The following is a 25,198-nucleotide window of genomic DNA, read 5'->3' on the forward strand; positions in this document are numbered from 1 at the left end:
AGCGCGTGTAAGATACGCGCTTAGAGACTGTAAAGATTGGTATTTTGCGACGTTCTGTCGCAGGTTTCCGAGCGAAGCTCCGATGGTGAATTCACGCCGCGATTCCGTGTTTGCACCGCAAGAAAATCACTGCCCAACTTCTCAACACACGAGAAAATCCGGATCCCGAATTCGTTGCACGTGTACCAGAACTGCAACACTTCAGACCAAGTATACAATGCGAAAGTCGAATAAACATCATTCAATCAATGAAAAGCCGAGCCTCACGCGTTGCGTCGACAGGAATCGCCCAAGAAAGCGATCCAGTCCAAAAATAAGGCAGACGCTGGCGCTTATTCGAGATTTACGCTGCATTCCAATCCGGCACACACTTGCCGCAAACATCCTTTCACGCGTGAGTAGCGAATGTTGGATTCGGGATCGGGACACGCGCGTTCGGGGACAGTGCTTCTGCAGACCATCGGTCTGACCAAGCGCTACGGCAGCTTTCTTGCCAATGACGCCATCGACATCGCGATCCGTCCGCAGGAAATCCACGCGCTGCTCGGCGAGAATGGCGCCGGCAAATCCACGCTCGTCAAAACTATTTACGGCCTGATCCAGCCGAGCGAAGGCGAGATGCTCTGGCAGGGCGAAAAGATGGTGCTTGCCGGCCCGCATGATGCGCGCGCGCGCGGCATCGGCATGGTGTTCCAGCATTTCTCGCTGTTCGACAATCTCACTGTCGCCGAGAACGTCGCGCTTGGTCTCGACGGCAAGGAATCCTTCAAGGCGATGTCGGCGCGGCTCGAACAGGTGTCGCAGCAATATGGCTTGCCGCTCGATCCGAAGCGCGAGGTCTGGCAGCTCTCCGTCGGCGAACGTCAGCGCATCGAGATCGTGCGTGTGCTGATGCAGAATCCGAAATTCCTGATCCTCGACGAGCCCACCGCCGTGCTGACGCCGCAGGAGGCCGATCAGCTCTTCGTCGTGCTGGAGCGCCTGAAGTCGGAAGGCCGCGCGATCCTTTACATCAGCCACAAGCTCGACGAGGTGAAGCGACTCTGCGACACCGCCACCATCCTGCGCGGCGGCAAGAAGATCTCGACCTGTCTGCCACGCGAAGAAACTGCCGCATCATTGGCGCGCACGATGGTCGGCACCGAGATCAAGCAGGTGAAAGCCGCCGCCAATCGGCAAACCACCGTGCCACGGCTCGTGGTCAACGATCTCAGCCTCGCGCCCGACGAACCACATGGCGTGCATCTGAAAAACATCTCGCTGGAACTGAAGGGCGGCGAGATCCTGGGGATCGCCGGCGTCGCTGGCAACGGCCAGGACGAGTTCTTCGCGGCGCTCTCCGGCGAGCGTCTCGCCAAGGATCCCGGCACCATCGTCATCGACGGTCACGCCGCCGGACATCTGTCGATTACCGCGCGCCGCAAGCTCGGCGCGGCCTTCGTTCCCGAAGAACGGCTCGGCCACGGCACCGCGCCGCGCATGAGATTGTCGGAAAACGCGCTGCTCACCGGCCACGCCGCTTCCGGCATGGTGCACAATGGTTTCATCAATACGGCGGTGACGCTCGCGACTGTCGATCGCGCCACCGCGAGCTTCGACGTGCGCAAGGCCAAGCGCGATCCGGAAGCCGCCAGCCTTTCCGGCGGCAACCTGCAGAAATTCATCGTCGGCCGCGAGATTCTGCGTAATCCCATCGTGCTCGTGGTCAGCCAGCCGACATGGGGCGTCGATGCGGGTGCAGCCGCCGTCATCCGTCAGGCGCTGCTCGATCTTGCCGCTGCGGGCGCTGCCATCCTCGTCACCAGCCAGGACCTTGACGAACTCGCTGACATTGCCGATCGCATCGCTGTGATGTTCCACGGTCGTCTGTCCGAGCCGTTAATGACGGCGGATGCCGACAGGGAAACGCTGGGCTTGTTGATGGGTGGCAGCGCACTCACGCCAAAGGACGTGCCCGATGCAGTTGGTGCTTGAGAAGCGCGCGGAGCGATCGACCATCATCGCGCTGGTATCGCCCGTTATCGCCATCGGGCTCACCATCGTGACCATGAGCATCCTGTTCGTGATCATCGGCAAGAATCCGATCGCCGCGCTCAACGTCTATTTCATCACGCCGCTGACCGACGCCTATTCGCTGCAGGAGCTCGCGGTGAAAGCCGCGCCTTTGGTGATGATCGCCATTGGCCTGTCGCTTTGTTACCTCGCCAATGTCTGGAATATCGGCGCGGAGGGACAGTTCCTCGTCGGTGCCGTGGCGGGCAGTTGGCTTGCGGTGAAGACCAACGGCACCGATGCCGGCGTCTGGGTCTTGCCGGCGATGCTGCTGCTCGGTGCCATCGCGGGCGCGCTCTATGCGTTGATCCCGGCCTTCTGCAAGGTGCGCTTCGGCGCCAGTGAAATTCTGGTCAGCCTGATGCTGGTCTATGTGGCCGACCTGCTGCTGGACTATCTCGTCCGCGGCCCGTGGCGCGATCCCAAAGGGTTCAACTTCCCGACCACGGCCGAATTCGATCCGGTCGCCACCGTGCCCCTGCTGTTCGAGGGTGGACGGCTGCATCTCGGCGCGGTCATCGCGCTGGTGATCGTTGTTGCCGCTGCTGTCCTGCTCGGCCGCACCATCAAGGGCTTTGAAATTCGCGTGGTTGGCGCGGCGCCGCGGGCGGCGCGCTTCGGCGGCTTCTCGTCGAACCAGCTCGTGCTGCTGACTTTCGCGATATCCGGCGCGCTGGCCGGCCTTGCGGGGATCATCGAGGTCGCCGGCCCCGTTGGTCATCTGCAGCCCGGCATCTCGCCCGGCTATGGCTTCACCGCGATCATCGTTGCATTTCTCGGACGGCTCAACCCGGTTGGAATACTAATTGCAGGGCTTTTCCTGGCGCTGACATTTATCGGCGGGGAGCAAGCGCAGATCGCCATGAAGATCCCACTCGATATCACCAAGGTGTTTCAGGGCATCCTGCTGTTCTATGTGCTCGCCTGCGACAGCCTGATCCTGTACCGGATCAAGCTCATCATGCCGCAGCGAAAGGTCGCCGATGGAGCTGCTTGAAGCTATCATCCTTGCCGTACTCGCGGCGTCGACACCGCTGCTGCTCGCCGCCTCCGGCGAGCTACTGGTGGAGCGCGCCGGCGTGCTCAATCTCGGCGTCGAAGGCATGATGATCGTCGGCGCAGCCTGCGGCTTTGCTGGCGCCTGGGCCACCGGCTCGACGTTCATCGGCGCGCTGTGCGGAATTCTCGCGGGCGTCGCGCTATCGCTGGTGTTTGCACTGATGACGCTCGGCCTCGCCGTCAATCAGGTCGCCACGGGTCTCGCGCTCACAATCCTGGGCATCGGCGTCTCCGGCCTGATCGGCGCCGGCTTCGTCGGTGAGCGTATCGCCACTGCGCCGCGGCTGTACATTCCCGGCCTGACCACGCTCCCCTTTGTCGGCAAGATCCTGTTCGGCGAAGACGCCTTCGTCTATGTCTCGCTTGCGCTGATCATCGGCATGTCCTGGTTCCTCTATCGCACCCGGGCGGGGCTGGTCCTCCGCGCCATCGGCGACAATCACGTCTCCGCCCATGCGCTCGGTTATCCCGTGCTCAAGATCCGCATGTTCGCGGTGATGTTCGGCGGCGGCTGCGCGGGTCTGGCCGGCGCCTATCTGCCGCTGGCCTACACACCCTTCTTCGTCCCCGGCATGACCGCCGGCCGCGGCTGGATCGCGCTGGCGCTGGTGGTGTTCGCCTCATGGCTGCCGGGGCGCCTCGTGATCGGCGCCTATCTGTTCGGCGCGGTCTCAATCTTGCAACTGCACGCGCAAGGCTGGGGCGTCGGCGTGCCCTCGCAACTGATGTCCGCACTGCCCTATCTCGCAACCGTCGTCGTGCTGGTGCTGATCTCGCGCACCCGCAGCGGCGGCTCCACGGCGCCGGCAGCATTGGGCACGGTATTCGTGCCCGACCGCTAAAGACATTCTCGCAAGACTATCTCGCAAACAGGAGACGCGTATGAACAGGAAAGCACTTGCAGCCGCCGCCCTACTGCTGGCCACCGGCCTCGGATTGGGTGCAGCCGTCGCCGCCGACAAGCTGAAAGTCGGCTTCGTCTATATCGGCCCGGTCGGAGATTTCGGCTGGACCTATCAGCACGAAGTCGGCCGCCAGACGATCGTCAAGGAATTTGGCGACAAGATCGAGACCACCTATCTCGAAAACGTCAGCGAAGGCCCGGACTCCGAGCGCTCCATCGAACAGCTCGCCCGGGCCGGCAATCAGCTCATCTTCACTACATCGTTCGGCTATATGGATCCGACGCTGAAGGTCGCCAAGCGCAATCCCAAGGTGATGTTCGAACACGCCACCGGCTTCAAGCGCGACAAGAACATGTCGAGCTATTCCGGCCGGTTCTTTGAAGGCCGCTACATCCAGGGCCTGATCGCCGCCAAGATGTCGAAGAAGGGCGTGCTGGGCTATATCGGCTCGTTCCCGATCCCGGAAGTGATCTCGGGCATCAATGCGACCATGCTCGCCGCGCAGAAGATCAATCCGGACATCAAGATCAAGATCATCTGGGTCAACACCTGGTTCGATCCCGGCAAGGAAGCCGATGCCGCCAAGGCGCTGCTCGATCAGGGCGCCGACGTGATCATGCAGCACACGGATTCGCCGGCCGCGATGCAGGTCGCCTCCGAGCGCGGCGCGCTCGCCTTCGGCCAGGACTCCGACATGATCAAGTTCGGTCCGAAGACGCAGCTCACTGCGGTCACCAACAACTGGGGCCCGTATTACGTCGAGCGCGTCAAGGCGGCCCTCGACGGCACCTGGAAGTCGGAAGACACCTGGGCGGGCCTGAAAGAGAAGATGGTCGTGATGGCGCCCTATACCAACATGCCGGATGACGTGAAGAAGATGGCGATGGACACCGAAGCCGCCATCATCGCCGGCACGCTGAAGCCGTTCAAATGCCCGATCATGGGACAGGACGGCAAGGAAGTGGAATGCAAGGGTGGCGACGCGCTGGACCCCGGCCAGGTGCTCGGCATGAACTTCTATGTGAAGGGCATCGACGACAAGATTCCGGGGAAGTAACGAGCGAATAGCCGCACAATGAACGCCGTCGTCCCCTCCCCCCTTGCGGGGGAGGGTTAGGGAGGGGGCGGCAGCAGGTGCGTTCAGAGTTTGTGGCACCCCCCTCTCCAACTCTCCCCCGCAAGGGGGGAGAGGGCAGGCCGCCGCGCGTTGAAGCGTTCGCGCAATACCTCTGCGGAAGTTATCACCCCGCCTGCATCGTCTTCGCCGCCGCGCTATGCCGGCGGATCAGATCGCCGACATCCAGCCCCGGAATGGCGCCGTCGATCACGCGCCACGCGCCGCCCACCATCACCCGGTCCGCGCGATGTGCACCGCACAGCACGAGTGCTGCCAGGGGATCGCCATGGCCGGAGAAGCGCAACTCGTCGAGCTTGAACAGCGCGAGATCCGCCATCTTGCCGACCGCGATCTCACCCAGCTCCGGCCGCCCCACACAAGCCGCCGAGCCCTTCGTCGCCCAGCGCAGTGCATCCTTGTGGCTGACGCGTCCGACGCCGTAACGCGCCCGCTGCAACAGAAATGCCGCGCGCACTTCCTGTATCAAATTCGATCCATCATTCGATGCCGAACCATCGACACCGAGGCCGATACCGACGCCCGCGTCTTCCATTTCGCAGACCGGACAGCAGCCAGAGGCCAATAGCTGATTGCTGCAAGAGCAATGACTGATGGTGGTCCCGGCCTTGCCGAGCCGCAGCATCTCCGCCCCGTTGAAATGGATGCCATGCGCCAGCCATGTGCGCCTGTTCAGCCAGCCGGTCTGCTCCAGATAATCCAAGGGACGGCAGCCATAAATCTCCTCGCAATAGCGGTTCTCGTCCTCGGTCTCGCCGAGATGCGTATGCAGCCGGACATCGAGCTTGTCCGCAAGCGCCGCGGTCGAGGTCATCAAGGATGTCGTCACCGAGAACGGCGAACACGGCGCCAGCGCGATCTGCACCATGGCGTCTTCGCCGCGCTGGTGGAATGTCGCCACCACCCGTTCGCTGTCGGCCAGGATCGTGTCCTCGTCCTGCACTACACTGTCCGGGGGCAGACCGCCGTCTTTCACCGAGCGGTTCATCGATCCCCGCGTCAGCAGCACGCGCATGCCGAGCCGCTGCGCCACCGCCACTTCGATATCGACCGACGCTTCGAGGCCGGCGGGAAAGACATAGTGGTGATCGGTGGTCGTGGTGCAGCCCGACAGCAACAATTCCGACATCGCCACGCTGACGCCGAGATGGAGATTCTCGGGCGTCAGCCGCGCCCAGACCGGATAGAGCGCCTGCAGCCAGGGAAACAGCTCGCGATCCAGCGCCGCTGGCAAGGCGCGCGTCAGCGTCTGATAGAAATGGTGATGCGTATTGATCAGCCCTGGCAGCACCACATGGGCGCTGGCATCATAGGTCGCGATATCCGCCGTGGCCGGCTGGCCGCCGGCCGGCACCAGTTCGACAATCCGGCCATTCCTGACGACAATGCCGCGCTCGGCCCCTTCGGCGAAAATGCCGAGGGGATCCTTGATCCATGTGGCCTGCGTTTCTGTCATGGCTCATCTCCTTCGGTCACGGACCCGACCTTGCAATTCAGGGACCAGCCACGAATACTTCAATTTGTTCTGCAATTGTCGGCGACTTGGCGTCGGTCTTGCAAGGTTCACAATGATACTTCAAGGGGTCATTGCCGAGTGAAAGCATAACCGCCCTATGGATTTGAATACGGTCACGTCCGTTGCCCGCCCTACGACGCGGGAACAGCTGCCGACATGGAGTGCCGGGGATGCATGGCTCGCCGGGGGCACCTGGCTTTTTTCCGAACCGCAGACCCACCTGACGCGGCTGATCGACCTCACCGATCTCAAATGGCCGGCCCTCACCGTCACCGACAGCGAATTACAGATCGCTGCGACCTGCACAGTCGCACAGCTCGACGCGCTGGCCTGCCCGCCCGACTGGATCGCATCGCCGCTCATCAATCAATGTTGCCGCGCCTTCCTCGCCTCCTTCAAGATCTGGAAGACGGCAACGGTCGGCGGCAATCTCTGCATGTCGCTGCCGGCCGGCCCGATGATCGCGCTCACCGCCGCGCTCGATGGCATCTGCACGATCTGGAAGGCGGATGGCAGCGTAGATACAGTCGACGTCGTGGACTTCGTCACCGGCGATCAGAGCAATGTGCTGCACTCAGGCGATCTCCTGCGCAGCATTGCCATTCCGCTTGCCTCCTTCAAACGCCGCTCCGCGTTCCGGCAGATCTCGCTGACGCCGGTCGGGCGATCGGCGGCATTGCTGATCGGAAGCAGCGATGACGATGGTTTGCGGCTGACGATCACCGCATCGACGAAGCGTCCTGTCCGCATTGTGCTTCCGGCACTTCCCGATGCCGATACGCTTGAGGAAGCGATCCTCGACCGGATCCCTGACAATCTCTATCACGACGATGTTCACGGCAAACCGGCCTGGCGCAAGCAGATGACGCTGCGGCTCGCGGAAGAAATCCGCGCCGAGCTGCGGAGCTTCAGGCCATGAGCTTCGAGATCAACGGCCACAGCTTTTCGGAGCAGCCGCAAGCCGGCCAATGCCTGCGTACCTTCCTGCGCCAGCTCGGCCATTTCGGCGTCAAAAAGGGCTGCGATGCCGGCGACTGCGGTGCCTGCACCGTGTTGCTCGATGGCGAGCCTGTACATAGCTGTATCATCCCGGCATTTCGCGCCGCAGGTCATGCCGTCACCACCATCGAAGGTCTCGCGTCGGAAGGCGGCATCCATCCGATGCAGCAGGCGTTCCTGGACGCACAGGGATTCCAGTGCGGCTTCTGCACATCCGGCATGATCGTGACCTGCGCGTCGCTCAATCAGGCACAGCGCGCCGATCTCGGAGCGTCGTTGAAGGGAAATCTGTGTCGCTGCACAGGCTATCGCACGATAGAGGACGCACTCGACGGCAAGTCCAATGTGCAAGACGCCGAGCCCGGCACCGCCTTCGGCCGCAGCCTGCCCGCGCCCGCTGGTCCTCAGGTGGTGACAGGGAAGGCGCGCTACACATTCGACATCGCCATGGACGGCCTGCTGCATGTCAAGATGCTGCGCTCGCCGCATCCGCATGCCCGCATCGTGTCGATCGATACGTCAGCTGCGCAGGCGATGCCGGGCGTACATGCGGTACTGACACATGCCGATGCGCCGGCCACATTGTTCTCGACCGCGCGTCACGAGATCGATGCAATGGATCCCGAGGATACGCGGATCCTCGACGACACCGTGCGTTTCATTGGCCAGAAAGTCGCCGCCGTCGTCGCGGAGAGCGAGGCGATCGCGGAGGAAGCCTGCCGCCGCATCGACGTCGTCTATGACATCCTGCCCGCGGTGTTCGATCCCGCCATCGCCATCGCGCCCGGCGCGCCGGTCATTCACCCCGACAAGACGCCCGTGCATCGCGTCAGCAATGCTATCAGCAACATCGTTGCCGAAACCCACGGCGAATTCGGCAATGTCGCAACGGCGCTAGCGGCGTCGGCTGTCACCTATGAGGGCACTTTCACGACGCAACGCGTGCAGCACGGCCATCTCGAGACCCATGGCGGCATGGCCTGGCTCGATGCAGACGGTGTGCTGAACGTCCGCTCGAGCACGCAGACGCCATTCCTGACACGCCGCGCGCTGGCTCAACTGTATGACCTTCCCTCCGACAAAATCCGCGTGTTCTGCGAACGCGTTGGCGGCGGGTTCGGTGGCAAGCAGGAAATGTTCGTCGAGGACATTCTGGCGCTGGCCGCGCTCAAGACCGGCCGCCCGGTGAAATGGGAACTGACCCGCGAGGAGCAATTCATCGCCACATCGACGCGGCATCCAATGCGCGTCGCCGTGAAGGCCGGTGCGGACAAGGACGGCAAACTCACCGCGCTGCAGCTCGACGTACTCTCCAACACCGGCGCCTATGGCAATCACGCGGGCCCGGTGCTGTTTCACGCCTGCGGTGAATCGCTCGGCGTCTATAACTGCGCCAACAAGAAGGTCGATGCCGTCGTCGCCTATACCAACACGGTGCCTGCGGGCGCGTTTCGCGGCTACGGCCTGCCGCAAACCCTGTTCGCGGTGGAAGCCGCCGTCGACGATCTCGCCGCGCAGCTCGGCATCAGCCCGTATGATTTCCGCCGGAACAACGTCATCAAACCCGGCGATCCCATGCTGTCGCCCGCTGGCACGCATTATGACGATGTGACAATCGGCAGCTACGGCCTCGACCAGTGCCTCGACCTCGTCGAGCAGGCGATGCAGGCGGAGACGAAACACGACCTCGATGACGACTGGCTGATCGGCGACGGCATCGCGCTCACCATGATCGACACCGTACCGCCGCAAGGCCACATCGCCGAAGTCGTCATCGCCAAACGCGACGACGACGACTACGATCTCACGGTCGGCACCGCCGAATTCGGCAACGGCACCGCGACGGTGCATCGACAGATCGCGGCCACGACACTTGGCTGCAGCGTCGAGCAGATTCATCTGCGCCAGTCCGATACGAGGAACGGCGGTCACGACACCGGCGCCTATGGCAGCGCCGGCACATTCGTCGCTGGCAAAGCCACCCATGACGCGGCGCAAAAGCTGGTAGCGGCGATGAAGGCGGACAGCAACGCACGCAGCGCTACTGGAACTTCAGGCGGCACCCCGCGTTCGGTCGCCTTCAACGTCCAGGGATTTCGCGTGGCGGTGAACAAGGGGACCGGCGCGATCAAGGTTCTCAAGAGCGTGCAGGCCGCGGACGCTGGCGCTGTCGCCAATCCGATGCAGCTGCGCGGCCAGATCGAAGGCGGCGTCGCGCAATCGCTGGGGGCGACGCTCTATGAGGAGATGGTGATCGACGACCGCGGCCGCGTCGTCAATCCGAAATTCCGCGACTATCATCTGCCGTCATTCGCGGATGTGCCGCGCACCGACGTGTATTTCGCCGACACCTATGATGCGATCGGGCCATTGGGTGCGAAATCGATGAGCGAAAGCCCGTATAATCCCGTTGCAGCCGCCTTGGGCAACGCGCTGTTCGACGCAACGGGGATTCGATTCACGCAAGTGCCGTTCAAGCCCGATCGGATTTTTCCGGAGTTGCAGAGGAAGTTTGGGAAGTAGTCGACGTCAGTAGACGTGTCGTCCCCGCGAAGGCGGGGACCCATAACCACGATCATCAAGGTAAGAGCGGCAGAGCCACGACCACATCGCTTTAAACAGATCCCTGGTGTTTATGGATCCCCGCCCCGCGCACGCCTTCGGCGTGCTAGGCGGGGATGACACCTGAGACGGCAGTGCCCCGCCCCTCACCCGGATCGCAAGGGCGATCCGACCTCTCCCCGCCTAGCGAAGCTTCGCTTCGCATGAGGGCGGGGAGAGGTTAAGAACGCTCGGCGCTCTTGTCTTCGCCGCGAACTACCCCCGCCCCACCGTGCATTCGATCTGCCCGTGCGGCTCGTCGGTCGGCAGGAACACGTCGTTGTTGTTATCGAGACCGAACGCCGAGAGATTCATCAGTATGTAGTGGATGTTGGGACAGGCCATGCTGATCTCGGAAATCTCCGGCACCGCGGCCAGCACCTTCTCACCCATACGATACAGGCTGTTCTGCACGCTCGGACTATAGGTCGTCGCGAATTCCTTCAGCAGCGTGTCCAGAATTGTCTTGTTGGTCGCGGGATAGCTCGCCGGCTTGCCGGACCATGTCCACGATGCCACCATCGATGTCGCGCAGATGCGATCACTGGTCGGCTGGATCGTCGAATATTTGTCGGTGTAGTAATTCTCCCAGCCCGACTGGGTCGACTTCATGAAGGTGAAACCGTCGAGGCCCGAGCTCATGACCGTGCCGTCGCGCGTGGCATGGATCTCGACGGTCGGCTTGCCGTTGCTGTCGAGCAGGAATGCGTGCGGGTGTAGTTCGCCGTCGACAGCGAGGCGCGCCCACTTGGTCTCATGCGCGGTGATGCTGACGGAACTGGCCTGCGGATACAGGTCGAGATAGCGCTTCGCCAGCACCTGGCAGAACTCCTCCGTCGACAGCGCAGTATTCTCGCGCGCCACCACATTGACGATGTTCTTGATCGTGTCCGTGGAGGTCGAGGTGGAGTTGTCGGCGTCGGTATAGGCCCGGCCAAAATCGCCTTCCAGCATCGCCTTGATGCTGAGCTGGCTGACATCCTGCTTGTCGCCGTCGCGATGGATCCGCATGATGCGGACACGGCCTTTTCCATATCTGTTCTTGATGAGCGGCACGCACGACCTCCGGTCTGTAGTGGCAACCGCGGAACTTCGGTCGCCGGGCAATATATTGAGCAATGCTCACTTTTGAGCAACCTTCGTGCCACCGGTCGCCACACCACCGGGGCGAAATGGCTTTCAGCGGCGTCTGGCACGAGGTTTGTATCTGACGATCATATTGCCACGATATTTCATCACCGAAGCAAGGGGCTAGATCAATGACAGTGAGCGTCCATCCCGTCGACGAGATGCTGCCGATGCCGCGCCTGCTCGCGCTGGGCCTGCAGCACGTTCTGGTCATGTATGCCGGCGCGGTCGCCGTGCCGCTCATTATCGGCCGCGCCCTGAAGCTGCCACCGCAGGACGTCGCCTTCCTGATCTCCGCCGACCTGTTCGCCTGCGGCCTTGCGACCCTGGTCCAGTGTATCGGCTTTCCCGGCGTCGGCATCCGCCTGCCGGTCATGATGGGCGTCACTTTCGCCTCGGTCGGCCCGATGCTGTCGATGGCCGCCGCCCCGGATATCGGCCTGCTCGGCATCTATGGCTCGGTCATCGCTGCCGGAATCTTCGGCATCGTTGTCGCGCCTTTCATCAGCCGGCTGCTGCCGCTGTTTCCACCGGTGGTCACCGGCACCATCATCATGGTGATCGGCATCTCCCTGATGCGCGTTGGTATCAACTGGGCTGGTGGCGGACTACCCATGTTCACAAAGATGATCGATGGCGTTCCGCACACGTTCCCCAATCCGGCTTACGGCCAGTTGCAGGGGCTCGGCATCGCGCTGTTCGTGCTGGTCGTGATCCTTGCTTTGATCAAATGGGGCACCGGCTTTCTGTCCAACGTCTCGGTGCTGCTCGGCATCATCGCGGGCGCGATCCTTGCCAGCGTGCTCGGCGTGATGCATTTCGACAAGGTCGGCACCGCCGGCTGGGTCGACATCGTGCTGCCGTTCCATTTCGGCATGCCGCAATTCCATCTCGTCCCCATTGTCACCATGTGCATCGTGATGATCGTGGTGATGATCGAGTCGCTCGGCATGTTCCTGGCGCTCGGCGAAATGACCGACCGGAAAGTCGACAGGGACGCACTGACCAAGGGCCTGCGCGCCGATGGCGTCGGCACGTTCCTCGGCGGCATCTTCAACACCTTTCCCTATACGTCGTTCTCGCAGAATGTCGGCCTTGTCGGCGTCACCGGCGTGCGCTCGCGCTGGGTCACCATTGCCGGCGGCGGCATCATGCTGGTGCTCGGTCTGCTGCCGAAGATGGCCGCGCTGGTAGAGTCCGTGCCGCAGGTCGTGCTCGGCGGCGCCGGCCTCGTGATGTTCGGCATGGTCGCGGCCACCGGCGCACGCATCCTCACCGCGGTGGACTTCAAGACCAACCAGCGCAACCTGTTCGTGGTCGCCATCTCGGTCGGCTTCGGCATGATCCCGCTGGTGTCGCCGAATTTCTTCAAGGCGCTGCCGCACGACCTGCACCCGCTGCTGGAGTCGGGCATCCTGCTCTGTGCGCTGGTGGCCGTGATCCTGAACGCGTTCTTCAACGGCGTGAGCAGCGCGGAAACGGCAAAGGCTGAAGCAGCGGGCGTGGCTGCGGCTGCGACGCATTAGTTTGCCTCTTAACCTCTCCCCGCTTGCGGGGAGAGGTCGACGTCCGCATGCGAAGCATGTGGGCGTCGGGTGAGGGGGACTCTCCGCGAACGCCACGGAGAGTCCCCCTCATCCGTCGTCGCTTCGCGACGCCACCTTCTCCCCGCAAGCGGGGAGAAGGCAAACAGCCGCCTCACTTCACCTTGGGCTCGAGCCCGCTGGCCACGATCACCGGCGCTGCCTGTTTCGAGGACAGAAACGCGATCAGCGCCTTGCCCGCATCGGGTTGCGGCGCATTGCTCGCGAGCCCCGCCGAGAACACGGTGATCTTCTGCAGCTCCGCCGGCAGCGGGCCGACGATCTCGATGCCCTTGACCGGCTTCAATTCGCTGATCTGCTGAAAACCGATCTCCGCCTCGCCCCTCGCAACGATCTCGCCGACCGGCGTCGCCGGGATCTTGCGCGCCTTGTCCTTCATGGCGTCGGCAATGCCGAGCTTCTCGAACATCTCCTTGCTGACATACACACCGCTGGCGCTGTCCGAATAGGCCACGGTCCTGGTCTTCAACAGCGCCACCTTCAGCGTATCCGCCGAGGACAGGTCCGGCTTCGGATGGAAAGACCCCCGGACAGTGTGACGGACGACCAAGTCAAAACGCGTTCGGCTTACTCGCTTGAGGCACCCTGTCCCTTCGCCTTGGGACTGTAATTTTGGTGATGGGATCGTTCGCCATGGCGAAGCGCAAGCAACCGAAAAAACACCGCATGCGGAACGTCGGGCACTTGCTCGGCGCATCCGAAAGTCCTGATGCACTCTAGATTGCGGAAGACCGCATCGCATCAGGCCCAAGGGTGCAACGGGCACCCGGCGTTCCGCACGCCCTCTCTCAGGGGGCGGGAATGCAAGCAACGACGGCGCCCCCGCGCCGCAAACAATTGGGGTGATGACGCATGTCTGAAAAGCACTGGCTGTTTGAAATTCACATCAGCAACGGCGCACAGGAGTCTCCCTCCCTCAAGCATTGCGTAGCAATGCGCGGCGGGGGGGGGGGGGGGGGGGGGGGGCCCCCCCCCCCCCCCCCCCGCGGGGGGGGGGGGGGGGGGGGCGGCCCCGCCAGTGTTTTACTCGCTGGCTCCCCCTCATCCGTCGTCGCTTCGCGACGCCACCTTCTCCCCGCAAGCGGGGAGAAGGAAACCTTAGCTTCCCCGATACGTCCCATAGCTCCACGGCGTCACCAGCAGCGGCACGTGGAGATGGCCTTCGGGTTCATAGACCGAAAAGCGCAGCGGGATCTCGTCGAGGAACGGCGGATCGGACATCGGCACGCCCCGCTCCGCAAAATAGCTGCCGACCTTGAAGGTCAATTCATAGCGTCCGATCGGCACCGGGCGGCCGCCGATCAGCGGCACATCGGTGCGGCCGTCGTGATTGGTCAGCGTGCGCGCAATCACGCGGCTGACGCCAAGCTTCGACAATTCGACAAGCTCGACCGAAATCCCGGCCGCAGGTCTGCCGCTATGGGTATCCAGCACATGGGTCGAGAGCCGGCCATGCACCTGTAGGCGATCCGGCCCGTCGACCAGCAGATCGGTGCGCAATGCCGCGATCTTGCAGATTTCGGCGACCGATGCGGTGACCTCGGCGGCCGGGTCGTTGGGCAACCGCTTCTCGAAATCCGCGAGGATGGAATCCTTGGTGTGACGACGGACACAGACGATGTAGGGGAAGCCGAACTTCGCTCGATAGGCATTGTTGACGCGATCGAAAGCCGCATATTCGGCCTCCGACAGCCGGTCGAGCCCGACGCTGTTCTGCTCGGCATTGGACTCCGCCGTCAGGAGATCGCCGCGTTGCGTTTTATCGGCGAGATCCGGATGCGCCTTGATCAGGGCCAGCCGCTGGCCTGCAGCCGCCTCCTCGACCACCCCACGCATCGCGGCGAACAACTGCTTCACGCCCGCGAAAGGCCGGCTGTCCGCGGCCTTCTCCGCAATCCACGGCGAATATTCGAAGATATTCGCCAGCGCTGCGACGAAATCCGCTTTGCTGCAGGCGTTGAGTTCGTCGAGCGTCTTCTCTGTCATGACAGGGTCTATCCCAATCCTGGTCTATCCGATGGCACGGGCGTCGGCGGCGAGATGTTTCAGATTGGCGTGCCAGTGCTCGGCGATATCAAGACGCGTCGGCACCCAAACGCGCTCGTGGCTCGCGATGTAATCGAGGAACCGCATCAGCGACGCCGCACGTCCGGGCCGCCCGACGACGCGGCAATGCAGGCCCACGGTCATCATCTTCGGCGACGTCGCGCCTTCCGCATACAGCACATCGAACGAATCCTTCAGGTAGGTGAAGAACTCGTCGCCGCCACCAAAACCCTGCGGATTGACGAAACGCATGTCATTGGCATCGAGCGTATAGGGAATGATGAGCTGCGGTTCGCTGGGCCCCTTGATCCAGTATGGCAGATCGTCGGCATAACTATCGCACAGATACTTGAAACCACCGGCTTCCATCAGCAGGCGAATGGTGTTGATCGAACTGCGGCCGGTGTACCAGCCGGTCGGGCGCGCGCCGGTCGCCTCGGTATGCACGCGGATCGCCTCGGCAATCTCGAAGCGCTCCTCGGGCTCCGACATATCCTTGTGCTCGATCCACTTCAGACTGTGGCTGGCGATGTCCCACTTCGCCTCCTGCATGGCGGCGACGATTTCCGGATTGCGCTGTAGGGCGGTGGCGACGCCGAACACCGTTGTCGGCATGTTGCGCTCGGTGAACATTCGCCACAGCCGCCAGAAGCCGGCGCGCGATCCATATTCGAACATGGATTCGATATTGGCGTGGCGCTGGCCCGGCCAGGGCTGTGCCCCCAGTACGTCCGAGAGGAACGCTTCCGAGGCGCGGTCGCCATGCAGAATGTTATTCTCGCCGCCCTCTTCGAAATTGACCACGAACTGCACCGCCACGCGCGCCCCATCCGGCCATTTCGGATCGGGCGGATTGCGGCCGTAGCCGCGGAGGTCGCGGGGATAATCGCTCCCGGCCATCAGACCATCTCGAAACGAACGGGTTGCGCACCCTTCCAGAGCACGGTCCTGCCCATCTCTTTCAGATTTTCGAGGTTCGAGGTCAGCGTAATGAAATGGTTGCCGGCGAGCTGGCCCATCTTGCTGGCGAAATGCACGCCGCTATAGGCCAGCAGGATCTCGGTCTCGCTGATGCCGCCCGGATACAGGATGATGTGGCCCGGCGCCGGAAAGCTGGTGTGGTTCTCATAGGGCACGCCGAAATCGAGATCGCCAAGCGGCATCCAGACGCCCTCGCCGCTCCAGCGCACATGGATCGCCTGGCTGACAAACGGCATCGCCTTCTTGAAGGCGGCGACGGTCTTGGGGGCGTCCTTCTCCTCGAATTTCGCGTCGAAGGTGAAGTCGCCGACATGGACTTTGAGCTGGCTCATCCGTGGAATCTCGTAATTGGAGTGACTGACAGTGATCCATCCAGATTGCAGCAGAGGGCGAAAGAAGCAAGCCGCAGTTTTCGGCGGCGTTGCCTGTAGACTGCGTTCCCTCTCCAACACTGTCATTCCGGGGCCTCCTTGCTCGTCATTCCGGGGCGCACGAAGCGGCACAGCCGCGTAGTGCGAACCCGGAATCTTGAGGTGTTTTGCTGAACATGCTGGGATTCCGGGGTCGCGTCCGGCTTACGCCGGCCACGCCCTCAGGCAAACCAATTGGTTTGCCGGGGAATGACGAGTGTGGGGGCAGGAAGACGTCAAACATATTTTCCTATCTTCCATTGACAACATCCCTACATGGACTATATTCCCTTTTGACCGGCCCCGATGAGAGGGGCGAGCGCGATCGTCACGTTCGCGGGGCTGGATGCGGTGGACGCCGGAGATGCGGCGTTACGCGGTTCATGGGGGAACGTCTGTCTTCGGGCAGGACGGATCTGCGCCAGCACTGCCACTGGCAAGGAGACGGCTGGCTTTCGGATGGAAAGACCCCTGGACAGTGTGACGGACGACCAAGTCAAAACGTGTCCAGCCTATTCGCTTGAGGCTCCCTTCCCATCGCCTTGGGACTTTAATTCGCGATCGGAGCGTTCGTTGAGGCAAAGTGCAAGCAACCGAAAAAACACCGCAGGCGGAAAGCTGGGCAATCGCTCGTGCTTCCGAAAGTCCTGATGCATTACCCCTTGCGGAAGACCGCATCGGCATCAGGCCCAAGGGTGCATCGGGCACCCGGCGTTCCGCACGCCCTCTTGAAGGGGGCGAGGTGGGAATGCTCATAGCTCGGACGCGCAAGCGCCGCGAGAATGCGAACGCATGTTTTCAGGACAGTGGCTGTTTGAAATTTAAATCCTGCAATGATGCGCTGCCGCTATCGTTCATCACTCAGCGGTGGCTTGAACGTCAGCGGTGATTCCATCGCACGCTGCCTCGCGCGATCCACGGCCTCTGCAAAATCCTGCGCATCGAACCACGGCTCATCGCGCATCAACGCATCCAGATCCTCGTTCCAGATCTGCGACACCTCGATATCGAACTTCATATTGTGCTTCTGGCTGACAGCCTGAATTCCATAGCCGGTAACGGCCCATTGTTTGCCGAGCCAAAACACATCCCGATGCAGCACCACGTCTACGCCCAATCTCGTCCGGTATCGTACAGAGACGAAAAGAACCCCAACCTGATGAGGGTGAGGCTCTACTGAACCGGTCTAGTCCATCAAATTTTAGCAACATCGTCCAGCGTTGAGAACAACGCCGATCTAGATGCGACCATTCTCGTTCGGCGGCTGTGGGTGCTGCGCCTTCTGCGCCCGTTCCGCATCGGCCTTGTTGGCCTCGTGGCGTCCGATCACGCACCCCGCAACGACGCCGACCTTGCCATGTCCTGCATAGTGGCCGGCGATTCCGCCAATGATCGCGCCTTTGATACAGCCTTTCGCCTCGGCCGCAACCGATGAAAACGCGAGACCGGCAACCGCAGTGCACAGCAGCAATTTCTTCATGATAACTCTCCCGCGTGATCGACCTCGTACAAGTCGTCACCCCGCGTTTCGTTCCATCAGTTGAAATATCGCCGACTCACACTCGCATCCGATTCGTGCCATAGATGTCGCAAATTGCGTCCAGGGATAAAACGACCATGCCAGCACCCAAACCGCCTGCTTTTGAAACGCTGAGTCTGCATGCCGGCCAGCATCCGGACGCGATCACCGGCGCGCGCGCCGTGCCGATCTACCAGACCACATCCTATGTGTTTCAGGATTCGGATCACGCTGCTGCGCTGTTCAATCTCGAACGTGCCGGCCACATCTATACGCGCATTTCAAATCCGACGACGGCGGTGCTGGAAGAGCGCCTCGCTGCACTCGAAAACGGCGTCGGCGCCGTGTGCACCGCGTCAGGCATGGCGGCACTGCATCTCGCCATCGCCACATTGCTCAATGCCGGCGATCACATCGTGGCGTCGTCCTCGCTCTATGGCGGCACCATCAACTTGCTGGCCCACACGCTGCCGCGCTTCGGCATCACCACGACATTCGTCAAGCCGCGCGGTCTCGACGCCTTCAAGGCGGCGATCAAGCCGAACACCAGACTGATCATCGGCGAGACCATCGGCAATCCCGGCCTCGAAGTGCTCGACATTCCCGCCGTCGCCGACATCGCCCATACCGCACAGATCCCGCTGCTGATCGACAATACCTTCGCGACGCCGTTCCTGTCGCGGCCGATCGAGCTCGGCGCGGACATCGTGATGAACTCGGCCACCAAATGGATCGGCGGCCACGGCATCGCTATCGGCGGCGTCATTATCGACGGCGGCCGCTTCGACTGGCACGCCTCCGGCAAGTTCCCGCAACTGACCGAACCCTATGCCGGCTATCACGGCATCGTCTTCGACGAGCAGTTCGGCACTGCCGCCTTCATCATGCGCGCCCGCACCGAAGGCCTGCGCGATTTCGGCGCGTGTCTTTCGCCGACCAATGCATTCCAGCTGCTGCAGGGCGTCGAGACGCTGGGCATTCGCATGGAGCGCCATATGGCCAATACGCATGCGGTGCTGGCGGCGCTCACGGCCAACAAGGCGGTCGACTGGGTGCTGCATCCGTCGCTGGAGAACCATCCGGATTACGAACTCGCGAAACGCCTGCTGCCGCGCGGCGCCGGCTCCATCGTCTCCTTCGGCATCAAGGGCGGCCGCAATGCCGGTCGCAAATTCATCGAGGCACTGAAGCTGACCAGCCATCTTGCCAATGTCGGTGACGCCAAGACACTGGTCATTCATCCCGGAAGCACCACGCATCAACAGATGGACGCCGAGCAGCTCAAGGCCGCCGGCATCGGCGAGGAGCTGATCCGCCTCTCCGTCGGCATCGAAGCCGCCGATGACATCATCGATGACCTCGCGCAGGCGCTGCGCATCTCGCAGAAGGGCTGAGCGATGCAACTCACCGTCAACGGTCACGAGACCTATATCGCGAATGGCGGCCGCGCATTCGATCCTTCCCTGCCGGTGGTCGTGATGATCCACGGCGCCGGCTTCGATCACTCGACATGGGCGCTGCATACGCGCTGGTTCGCGCATCATGGCTTCGCCGTGCTGGCGCCGGATCTGCCCGGCCATGGTCGCTCAAAGGGTGAAGCGCTCACGACCATCGCCGATCTCGCAGACTGGACAGCAGCATTGATCGAGGCTGCAGGCGCAAAGACTGCGCGACTGATCGGCCATTCCATGGGCTCGCTGATCGCGCTGGAGGCTGCAGCGCGGCATCCCGGTAAAGTCACGCGCCTCGATCTGATGGGCACGGCGGGGACGATGACCGTCGGCCCGGATCTGCTCAAGGACGCCGAAGCCAATCAGCATTCCGCCATCGACATGGTGTCGATCTGGGGGCTCGGCTTTCGCGCCGAACTCGGCGGCAGCCTCGCGCCGGGGTTGTGGATGCATAGCGGCGCGCAGCGCGTGCTGGAAGCCACAAAGCCGGGCGTGCTGTTCGCCGATCTCAACGCCTGCAATACATACCAGAATGCGCTGACTGCTGCGGCCCAGCTTGATATCCCTGTCACGCTCATCCTCGGCGAGCGGGACATGATGACTCCCGCCAAAGCCGGCAAGGCCCTGGCGGCCGCATTGAAAAATGCCCGCACGGTGATTCTGCCGGGTACAGGCCACATGATGATGGTCGAGCGCCCCGACGACGTGCTCGCCGCGCTACAGCACGAGCAATAGAGTCCACAACGCGGCGATGGCTGTTGCACCGCGCGGCGCGCTGTGCTTCCTGTCTGTCGTTATCGGTGCCTCCGCAAGGAGGTGAAACGGGAATGCGGTGCGGGGAAATATCCCCTATGCCGCGGCTGCCCCCGCAACTGTAAGCGGCCATTCCAGGTCCACAAAGCCACTGAATTTGCATCGCAGATTCGGGAAGGCGGACCGGGAGACCACCGCGAGCCAGGAGACCGGCCGGTAACGAGTTTCACACTCGTTCGACGGTGGGTCGACGGAAGGGGTTATATGACTATCCGGAATTTGGCCGCAGGCACTGCGGCCGTTGTTGTTCTGTCCTGCTCTCACAGTGCTGCCCATGCGCAGTCCAGTGCCGAGCAACTCTCCGAAATCGTGGTGACGGCGGACAGAGCACCCGAACAACTCAATCGCACTGGCAGTTCGATCAGCGTGGTGTCAGGCGAGACCATTGCGACCAGCAATCCCGGCTCGCTGGTCGATGCGCTGCGCACTGTGCCAGGTCTCGACATCAGTGAAAACGGCGGCCCTGGCGGCACCGCGAATGTGCGCTTGCGCGGCGGCAACACCGGCCAGACGCTGGTGATGATCGACGGCATCCGCGTCAACGATCCCACGGCGGCGTCCGGCGATTTCGAATTCGCGATGTTCACGCCTTCGGCCATCGAGCGCATCGAGGTTCTGAAGGGGCCGCAGAGCGCGCTCTATGGATCGGACGCCATGAGCGGCGTGGTCAACATCATCACCAAGAAGGGTTCCGGCCCGGCACAATTCAACGTCCGCACCGAAGCCGGCAGCTATGGCACGGTCATGACGCAGGGATCGCTGACCGGCTCCAACGGTCCGTGGTCCTATGCCTTCACCGGCGGCGGTCAGCACAGCAACGGCTTCTCGCGTTACGGCTATCGCATCCCTGCCCTCGAAGCACGTTTTCCGAATCTCGAAAACGACAGCTTCGATCGCGTCGGCGGCTCTGCGCGCATCGGCTACGATGCCGGCGAAGGCATCCGGCTGGAGTCCGGCATCGTCCACTCGTTCACGCGTGCGGCCTATGATGCGGCCAGCGGTACCTATCCAGACACAGGATCGTCCACTGACCGCCTGCTGCAAACCGTCTACGGGCGCGTTGGGATCGATTCGTTCGGTGGCGTGTTGACGCACAACATAACTGTCTCGAATACCCATACCGAGCGCACGTTCAACGAACTCAGCTATCCACTCGGCATGCGGCCGCCAACGGGCGCGACCGCGAGGACCTTGGATTATTGGGGCAATAGTCTCGGCGCGGAATACCAGGCGACGCTGAAACTCGGCGCTTTCGGCTCGTTGATCTATGGTGCCAAGACCCAGAGTGAAACGGCACAAACTTTCACCACGGGGATTCTTCAAACGCCGACTGCAATGACCCCTACGTTGTCGAAGCGGCAGGACACAAATTCGTTGTTCGCGTTGTGGTCGGTACCGATCGGCGAACGCCTTAACGTTACCCTCGGCGGCCGCGTAGATGACGTCGTCGATGTCGCCCGCTTCGAAACGTGGCGCGCGACTGCCGCCTACAGTATCGCTGAGATCGGGACGAAATTCCACGCCAGCGCTGGAACGGGCGCCAAGGCACCAACGCTGTTCCAGCTCTATTCACAGGCCAACGGCACCCCGTCGCTCTCGCCCGAAACGAACTTTGGCTATGATGCCGGTATCGATCAGAGCCTGTTCAACGGTCGCGTGGTACTTTCGGTCACGGGCTTCGCAAGCGACTATAGAAATCTGATCAATTTTGTATCGTTTACACCTAGTGCATGCGCCGCTGGACAGACCACGGGCTGCTATAACAACGTCGCCCGCGCCGAGACCAGCGGCCTCGAAGTGGGTGGTAATGTCGATGTCATTCCGGGCTGGGTGAAATTCAACGTGGCCTACACCTATCTGCACGCCCAGGATCTCGGCACCGACACCGTGCTGGCACGGCGGCCCAAGAACTTCGCCCGCTTCGCGCTCACCATCACGCCCACCGACAAGTGGATGATCGAGCCACGCGTAACCACGGTGTCGAAGCGCTTCAGCAGTGCCAATCAGGTCGGTCAGGTCGATGCCTATACCCGCGTCGATCTCTATACCGAGTACAAGATCGATGCGAACTGGAAGGTCTTCGCCCGAGGCGAGAACATCCTGAATGAGCATTATCAGGAAGTGCTGAACTTCGGCACCACGGGGCCTGCGGCTTACGCAGGCTTCAACGCCACATGGTGACCGCAGCGCCAGCAGTACGCCGCCGGACGATCGCGACCATCGCGCTCGTCGGTCTTGTGACGCTGCTGGCGCTGGGCTCGCTCGGCACCGGACCTGTCAAACTCTCGCCGCTGACGGTGCTCGATGCATTGTTCGGCGGCAGCAGCGATGTGCATCAGATCATCGTGCGCGAAATCCGCCTGCCGCGCGCGATCCTTGCGCTGGCCATCGGCGCGATCCTCGGTCTGTCCGGCGCCGCGCTGCAGGGCCTGCTGCGCAATCCCCTTGCCTCGCCATCACTGTTCGGCGCACCGCAATCGGCGGCCTTCGGCGCGGTGCTGATGATTTCGCTCGGCTGGGCCGATGTGCGCTCATGGGCGCTGCCTGTTGCCGGCATCACGATGGCGTTCCTGTCGGTGTTCGTGCTGCTCGGTATCGCCGGTCGCAATGCGGGCCTGTTGCTGCTGATCCTCGCCGGGCTTGCGATCTCAAGTCTCGCAGGTGCTGCGACGGCGCTGGTGATGAACCTCTCGCCAAATCCTTTCGCCGCACTTGAGATCGCGTTCTGGCTGCTCGGCTCGCTGGAAGACCGCAGCTTCCGTCACGTCACGCTGGCATTGCCATTCATCATCGCCGGTGCAATCATTTTGATGAGCCAGCGCTCGGCCTTTCGTGCATTGAGCCTCGGCGAAGAAACCGCACAGAGCCTCGGTGTCCATGTGAGCCGCCTGCGCCTGCTGGTGATCCTCGGCGTCGCGCTCGGCGTTGGCGGCGCTGTCGCCGTCACCGGCACGATCGGCTTCATCGGCCTCATCGCGCCGCATCTGATGCGCCCGATCATCGGCCATGATCCCGCACGCCTGTTGATCCCGAGCGCCCTGACCGGCTCGGCGCTGTTGCTGGCCGCGGATATCGCCGTGCGCCTGATCCCATCGACCACCGACATCAAGGTCGGCGTGTTGACCTCGATCATCGGCGTGCCATTCTTCCTCTATCTCATCATGCGCGAGCGGCGCGCTCTGGGCGGAGGCGTCGCATGACCGATCAGGCGCTACTGACCGCGAGCAATCTGAGCGTCACGCTCTCCGGGCGCGAGGTGCTGCACGAAGTCTCGCTTTCGCTGCACCGACAGCACCTCGTCGCCCTGGTTGGCCCGAACGGCGCCGGCAAGACGACGCTGCTGCGCGCGCTGGCAGGCTTGCAATCGTCCACCGGCGCGATCCATGTCGCCGGCGACACACTGGCGTCCTTGTCGCTCCGCGAGCGCGCCAAGCGCTTCGGCTATCTGCCGCAAGGCCATGTCGTGCATTGGCCGCTCGACGTGAAGGACGTCGTCGCCCTTGGCCGCTATCCGCATGGCGCGACCGATCCGGCGCGGCTGACATCGTCGGACAAGGCTGCGGTCGAACGCGCCATGCAGGCCACCGACGTCGTCGCCTTTGCCGATCGGCGTGTGACCGAACTCTCCGGCGGCGAACGCAGCCGCGTCGCGCTCGCCCGCGTCCTCGCTGTCGAGGCGCCGATCGTGCTGGCGGATGAGCCGACCGCATCGCTCGATCCGCGTTACCAGATCGACGTCATGAAGAACCTCCGCGATGTCGCCGACAGCGGCGTGCTGGTGATCGTGGTGACCCACGATCTCGGCCTCGCAGCACGCTTTGCCGATACGGTGCTGGTGATGTCCGACGGGCGCCTCGCGGCCCAAGGCGCACCGCAACAGGCGCTGTCTGACGACATCGTCGCCAATGTGTTCCGCATCAGCGCCTATCGCGCCGAACACCGGAACGAAACGATTATCCTCCCCTGGGCGGGAGTCTGAGCGATGTGGCGGTTATTTCGCCAGCGCAGAAGCAAGCCGGCTCAGAGCAGCCGCATCGGGTGGCAGGCCGAACCGCAGCAGCTCATGGCTCCAGTCGAAGTGTCGACACCAGATCTGCTGCCGGGCCAATGCGATATGCCATTTCGAGGCATCGGCACGTCGCGCCAGCCGATACAGCGGCGTGCCGCCGACGATCTCGAAACCGGCATCGGTCAACACATTGTCCAGCTTGATGCCCTGCGCGACCAGCGCGACGCGAGTCTGCGTGGCCCAGCGCTCGTCGCGCAAAGCGGCCGCGCCGATGACCTGCGCCGGGCCGGAACACGCCCATGGACCAACCGCCGCCGCGATACGCTGCGCGATCAGCGGCGCCGCGAGCGCGAAGCCGAGACGTACGCCCGCGAGACCGTAGAATTTTCCGAACGAGCGCAGGATCGCTACCGGCAGTGTCGCACACAGGCCAGCCACGCTGATCGCGGGATCGACATCGGCGAAGGCCTCGTCAATCACCAGCCAGCCGCCGCGTCGCTGCAGGATCGCCGCAACATCGGCGAGTTCATCGCGCGTGGCGACACGCCCGTCGGGATTGTTGGGATTGACGATCACCACATGCTTGGCATGATCAGGCAACACACTAAGGCTGCCGATCACGCCAACCTCATGTCCGCCGGCACGCCAAGCCGCGACATGCTCGTTATAGGTCGGCCCGACGATGGCAACGGCTCCGGGCACGGCGAGATGCGGCAGCCACTGGATCAGAGCCTGCGTACCGGCAGCAGCAACGACATCGACGTTATCGGGTACGTGGTAGGCGCTGCGCGCGGCGGACAACAGCGACTGTTCGTCGGCGCGCGTCGGCAAGCGTTCCCAAAGATGACTCGGCAGGTTGGCAGGAATGGGCCACGGCCATGGATTGATCCCGGTCGAGAGATCGAGCCATTGGTCCGGCGCGCCGCCGAATTCCGCCATCGCCTGCGTGAGATCGCCACCATGTTTCATG

General features: G+C 62.7%; 20 protein-coding genes, 1 pseudogene and 1 riboswitch. Of the genes and pseudogenes, 12 read left to right on the forward strand and 9 right to left on the reverse strand.

What is annotated here, in order from left to right; translation table 11 throughout:
• The first annotated feature begins 405 nt into the window (after positions 1–405).
• From AB8B20_RS10745 to AB8B20_RS10760, 4 genes are read left to right on the forward strand one after another with little or no spacing between them, the layout of a single operon-like run.
• Positions 406–1,974 carry an ABC transporter ATP-binding protein gene (locus AB8B20_RS10745; RefSeq protein WP_439072535.1) on the forward strand — a complete coding sequence of 523 codons (1,569 nt, stop codon included), beginning with the start codon at positions 406–408 and terminating at the stop codon, positions 1,972–1,974.
• The gene (locus AB8B20_RS10750; protein WP_120291479.1) at positions 1,958–3,049 is read left to right on the forward strand and encodes an ABC transporter permease; all 1,092 of its coding nucleotides are present in this window, start codon (positions 1,958–1,960) and stop codon (positions 3,047–3,049) included. Before AB8B20_RS10745 ends, AB8B20_RS10750 begins: the two co-directional genes overlap by 17 nt.
• Positions 3,036–3,953 carry an ABC transporter permease gene (locus AB8B20_RS10755; RefSeq protein ID WP_175366616.1) on the forward strand — a complete coding sequence of 306 codons (918 nt, stop codon included), beginning with the start codon at positions 3,036–3,038 and terminating at the stop codon, positions 3,951–3,953. The genes AB8B20_RS10750 and AB8B20_RS10755 overlap by 14 nt, the downstream gene beginning before the upstream one ends.
• 40 nt (positions 3,954–3,993) lie before the next feature.
• Positions 3,994–5,073 carry a BMP family ABC transporter substrate-binding protein gene (locus AB8B20_RS10760; RefSeq protein WP_439072536.1) on the forward strand — a complete coding sequence of 360 codons (1,080 nt, stop codon included), beginning with the start codon at positions 3,994–3,996 and terminating at the stop codon, positions 5,071–5,073.
• A gap of 184 nt (positions 5,074–5,257) precedes the next feature.
• On the opposite strand, the gene AB8B20_RS10765 is transcribed toward AB8B20_RS10760, so the two are convergent.
• Positions 5,258–6,607, reverse strand: coding sequence for an 8-oxoguanine deaminase (locus AB8B20_RS10765; RefSeq protein WP_439072537.1), 1,350 nt, complete (start codon positions 6,605–6,607; stop codon positions 5,258–5,260).
• A 157-nt stretch (positions 6,608–6,764) separates the two neighbouring features.
• Between AB8B20_RS10765 and AB8B20_RS10770 the strand changes: the two genes are divergently transcribed.
• Together AB8B20_RS10770 and AB8B20_RS10775 are read left to right on the forward strand one after the other, a co-directional pair.
• A complete protein-coding gene (locus AB8B20_RS10770) occupies positions 6,765–7,586 on the forward strand; it encodes an FAD binding domain-containing protein (protein ID WP_439072539.1) in 822 nt (273 codons plus the stop codon).
• Positions 7,583–10,189, forward strand: coding sequence for a molybdopterin-dependent oxidoreductase (locus AB8B20_RS10775; RefSeq protein ID WP_439072540.1), 2,607 nt, complete (start codon positions 7,583–7,585; stop codon positions 10,187–10,189). Before AB8B20_RS10770 ends, AB8B20_RS10775 begins: the two co-directional genes overlap by 4 nt.
• 294 nt (positions 10,190–10,483) lie before the next feature.
• On the opposite strand, the gene pucL is transcribed toward AB8B20_RS10775, so the two are convergent.
• Positions 10,484–11,323 carry a factor-independent urate hydroxylase gene (gene pucL, locus AB8B20_RS10780; RefSeq protein ID WP_439072541.1) on the reverse strand — a complete coding sequence of 280 codons (840 nt, stop codon included), beginning with the start codon at positions 11,321–11,323 and terminating at the stop codon, positions 10,484–10,486.
• 203 nt (positions 11,324–11,526) lie between these two features.
• On the opposite strand from pucL, the gene AB8B20_RS10785 reads away from it, so the two are divergent.
• The gene (locus AB8B20_RS10785; RefSeq protein ID WP_439072542.1) at positions 11,527–12,921 is read left to right on the forward strand and encodes a nucleobase:cation symporter-2 family protein; all 1,395 of its coding nucleotides are present in this window, start codon (positions 11,527–11,529) and stop codon (positions 12,919–12,921) included.
• Positions 12,922–13,093: 172 nt separating this feature from the next.
• On the opposite strand, the pseudogene AB8B20_RS10790 reads toward AB8B20_RS10785, so the two are convergent.
• The 6 genes and pseudogenes from AB8B20_RS10790 to AB8B20_RS10815 form a co-directional block, all read right to left on the reverse strand.
• Positions 13,094–13,513: pseudogene (locus AB8B20_RS10790) on the reverse strand (substrate-binding domain-containing protein); the annotation flags it as partial.
• 584 nt (positions 13,514–14,097) lie between these two features.
• Positions 14,098–14,985: a 2-oxo-4-hydroxy-4-carboxy-5-ureidoimidazoline decarboxylase gene (gene uraD / locus AB8B20_RS10795; RefSeq protein ID WP_089265269.1), complete on the reverse strand. Its 888-nt coding sequence runs from the start codon at positions 14,983–14,985 to the stop codon at positions 14,098–14,100.
• Between the two features lie 24 nt (positions 14,986–15,009).
• Entirely contained in the window at positions 15,010–15,945 is a 936-nt protein-coding gene (puuE, locus tag AB8B20_RS10800) for an allantoinase PuuE (RefSeq protein ID WP_093756689.1), read from the reverse strand.
• Positions 15,945–16,358: a DUF3830 family protein gene (locus AB8B20_RS10805; RefSeq protein WP_439072544.1), complete on the reverse strand. Its 414-nt coding sequence runs from the start codon at positions 16,356–16,358 to the stop codon at positions 15,945–15,947. The genes puuE and AB8B20_RS10805 overlap by 1 nt, the downstream gene beginning before the upstream one ends.
• A 925-nt stretch (positions 16,359–17,283) precedes the next feature.
• Entirely contained in the window at positions 17,284–17,454 is a 171-nt protein-coding gene (locus AB8B20_RS10810; protein WP_439072546.1) for a hypothetical protein, read from the reverse strand.
• A gap of 219 nt (positions 17,455–17,673) precedes the next feature.
• On the reverse strand, positions 17,674–17,916 hold the full coding sequence (locus tag AB8B20_RS10815; protein WP_068734329.1) for a hypothetical protein: 243 nt from the start codon (positions 17,914–17,916) through the stop codon (positions 17,674–17,676).
• 137 nt (positions 17,917–18,053) lie between these two features.
• Here AB8B20_RS10815 and AB8B20_RS10820 point away from each other — a divergent pair, with 137 nt between their 5' ends.
• The 5 genes from AB8B20_RS10820 (at position 18,054) to AB8B20_RS10840 (ending at position 24,198) form a co-directional block, all read left to right on the forward strand.
• Positions 18,054–19,349 (forward strand): O-acetylhomoserine aminocarboxypropyltransferase, encoded by a 1,296-nt coding sequence (locus AB8B20_RS10820; protein WP_439072547.1) that lies wholly within the window; start codon positions 18,054–18,056, stop codon positions 19,347–19,349.
• Between the two features lie 3 nt (positions 19,350–19,352).
• A complete protein-coding gene (locus tag AB8B20_RS10825) occupies positions 19,353–20,141 on the forward strand; it encodes an alpha/beta fold hydrolase (RefSeq protein WP_439072548.1) in 789 nt (262 codons plus the stop codon).
• A gap of 46 nt (positions 20,142–20,187) precedes the next feature.
• A riboswitch (cobalamin riboswitch) is annotated at positions 20,188–20,391 on the forward strand.
• A gap of 32 nt (positions 20,392–20,423) precedes the next feature.
• Positions 20,424–22,400: a TonB-dependent receptor plug domain-containing protein gene (locus tag AB8B20_RS10830; protein ID WP_439072549.1), complete on the forward strand. Its 1,977-nt coding sequence runs from the start codon at positions 20,424–20,426 to the stop codon at positions 22,398–22,400.
• Positions 22,394–23,419: a FecCD family ABC transporter permease gene (locus AB8B20_RS10835; RefSeq protein WP_439072550.1), complete on the forward strand. Its 1,026-nt coding sequence runs from the start codon at positions 22,394–22,396 to the stop codon at positions 23,417–23,419. The genes AB8B20_RS10830 and AB8B20_RS10835 overlap by 7 nt, the downstream gene beginning before the upstream one ends.
• Positions 23,416–24,198, forward strand: coding sequence for an ABC transporter ATP-binding protein (locus tag AB8B20_RS10840; protein WP_439072551.1), 783 nt, complete (start codon positions 23,416–23,418; stop codon positions 24,196–24,198). The genes AB8B20_RS10835 and AB8B20_RS10840 overlap by 4 nt, the downstream gene beginning before the upstream one ends.
• A 12-nt stretch (positions 24,199–24,210) precedes the next feature.
• Here AB8B20_RS10840 and cobD read toward each other — a convergent pair whose 3' ends face one another.
• Positions 24,211–25,197 carry a threonine-phosphate decarboxylase CobD gene (gene cobD, locus AB8B20_RS10845; protein WP_439072552.1) on the reverse strand — a complete coding sequence of 329 codons (987 nt, stop codon included), beginning with the start codon at positions 25,195–25,197 and terminating at the stop codon, positions 24,211–24,213.
• Position 25,198 lies beyond the last annotated feature (1 nt).

Source organism: Tardiphaga sp. 866_E4_N1_4, from assembly GCF_052076075.1.
GTDB lineage: Bacteria > Pseudomonadota > Alphaproteobacteria > Rhizobiales > Xanthobacteraceae > Tardiphaga > Tardiphaga robiniae.

Excerpts from the sequence above, each read along its gene's own strand:
- AB8B20_RS10745 (WP_439072535.1), top strand. The coding sequence starts at position 406 with ATGTTGGATTCGGGATCGGGACACGCGCGTTCGGGGACAGTGCTTCTG.
- AB8B20_RS10750 (WP_120291479.1), top strand. The coding sequence starts at position 1,958 with ATGCAGTTGGTGCTTGAGAAGCGCGCGGAGCGATCGACCATCATCGCG.
- AB8B20_RS10755 (WP_175366616.1), top strand. The coding sequence starts at position 3,036 with ATGGAGCTGCTTGAAGCTATCATCCTTGCCGTACTCGCGGCGTCGACA.
- AB8B20_RS10760 (WP_439072536.1), top strand. The coding sequence starts at position 3,994 with ATGAACAGGAAAGCACTTGCAGCCGCCGCCCTACTGCTGGCCACCGGC.
- AB8B20_RS10765 (WP_439072537.1), bottom strand. The coding sequence starts at position 6,607 with ATGACAGAAACGCAGGCCACATGGATCAAGGATCCCCTCGGCATTTTC.
- AB8B20_RS10770 (WP_439072539.1), top strand. The coding sequence starts at position 6,765 with ATGGATTTGAATACGGTCACGTCCGTTGCCCGCCCTACGACGCGGGAA.
- AB8B20_RS10775 (WP_439072540.1), top strand. The coding sequence starts at position 7,583 with ATGAGCTTCGAGATCAACGGCCACAGCTTTTCGGAGCAGCCGCAAGCC.
- AB8B20_RS10785 (WP_439072542.1), top strand. The coding sequence starts at position 11,527 with ATGACAGTGAGCGTCCATCCCGTCGACGAGATGCTGCCGATGCCGCGC.
- uraD (WP_089265269.1), bottom strand. The coding sequence starts at position 14,985 with ATGACAGAGAAGACGCTCGACGAACTCAACGCCTGCAGCAAAGCGGAT.
- puuE (WP_093756689.1), bottom strand. The coding sequence starts at position 15,945 with ATGGCCGGGAGCGATTATCCCCGCGACCTCCGCGGCTACGGCCGCAAT.
- AB8B20_RS10805 (WP_439072544.1), bottom strand. The coding sequence starts at position 16,358 with ATGAGCCAGCTCAAAGTCCATGTCGGCGACTTCACCTTCGACGCGAAA.
- AB8B20_RS10810 (WP_439072546.1), bottom strand. The coding sequence starts at position 17,454 with ATGAAGTTCGATATCGAGGTGTCGCAGATCTGGAACGAGGATCTGGAT.
- AB8B20_RS10815 (WP_068734329.1), bottom strand. The coding sequence starts at position 17,916 with ATGAAGAAATTGCTGCTGTGCACTGCGGTTGCCGGTCTCGCGTTTTCA.
- AB8B20_RS10820 (WP_439072547.1), top strand. The coding sequence starts at position 18,054 with ATGCCAGCACCCAAACCGCCTGCTTTTGAAACGCTGAGTCTGCATGCC.
- AB8B20_RS10825 (WP_439072548.1), top strand. The coding sequence starts at position 19,353 with ATGCAACTCACCGTCAACGGTCACGAGACCTATATCGCGAATGGCGGC.
- AB8B20_RS10830 (WP_439072549.1), top strand. The coding sequence starts at position 20,424 with ATGACTATCCGGAATTTGGCCGCAGGCACTGCGGCCGTTGTTGTTCTG.
- AB8B20_RS10835 (WP_439072550.1), top strand. The coding sequence starts at position 22,394 with ATGGTGACCGCAGCGCCAGCAGTACGCCGCCGGACGATCGCGACCATC.
- AB8B20_RS10840 (WP_439072551.1), top strand. The coding sequence starts at position 23,416 with ATGACCGATCAGGCGCTACTGACCGCGAGCAATCTGAGCGTCACGCTC.
- cobD (WP_439072552.1), bottom strand. The coding sequence starts at position 25,197 with ATGAAACATGGTGGCGATCTCACGCAGGCGATGGCGGAATTCGGCGGC.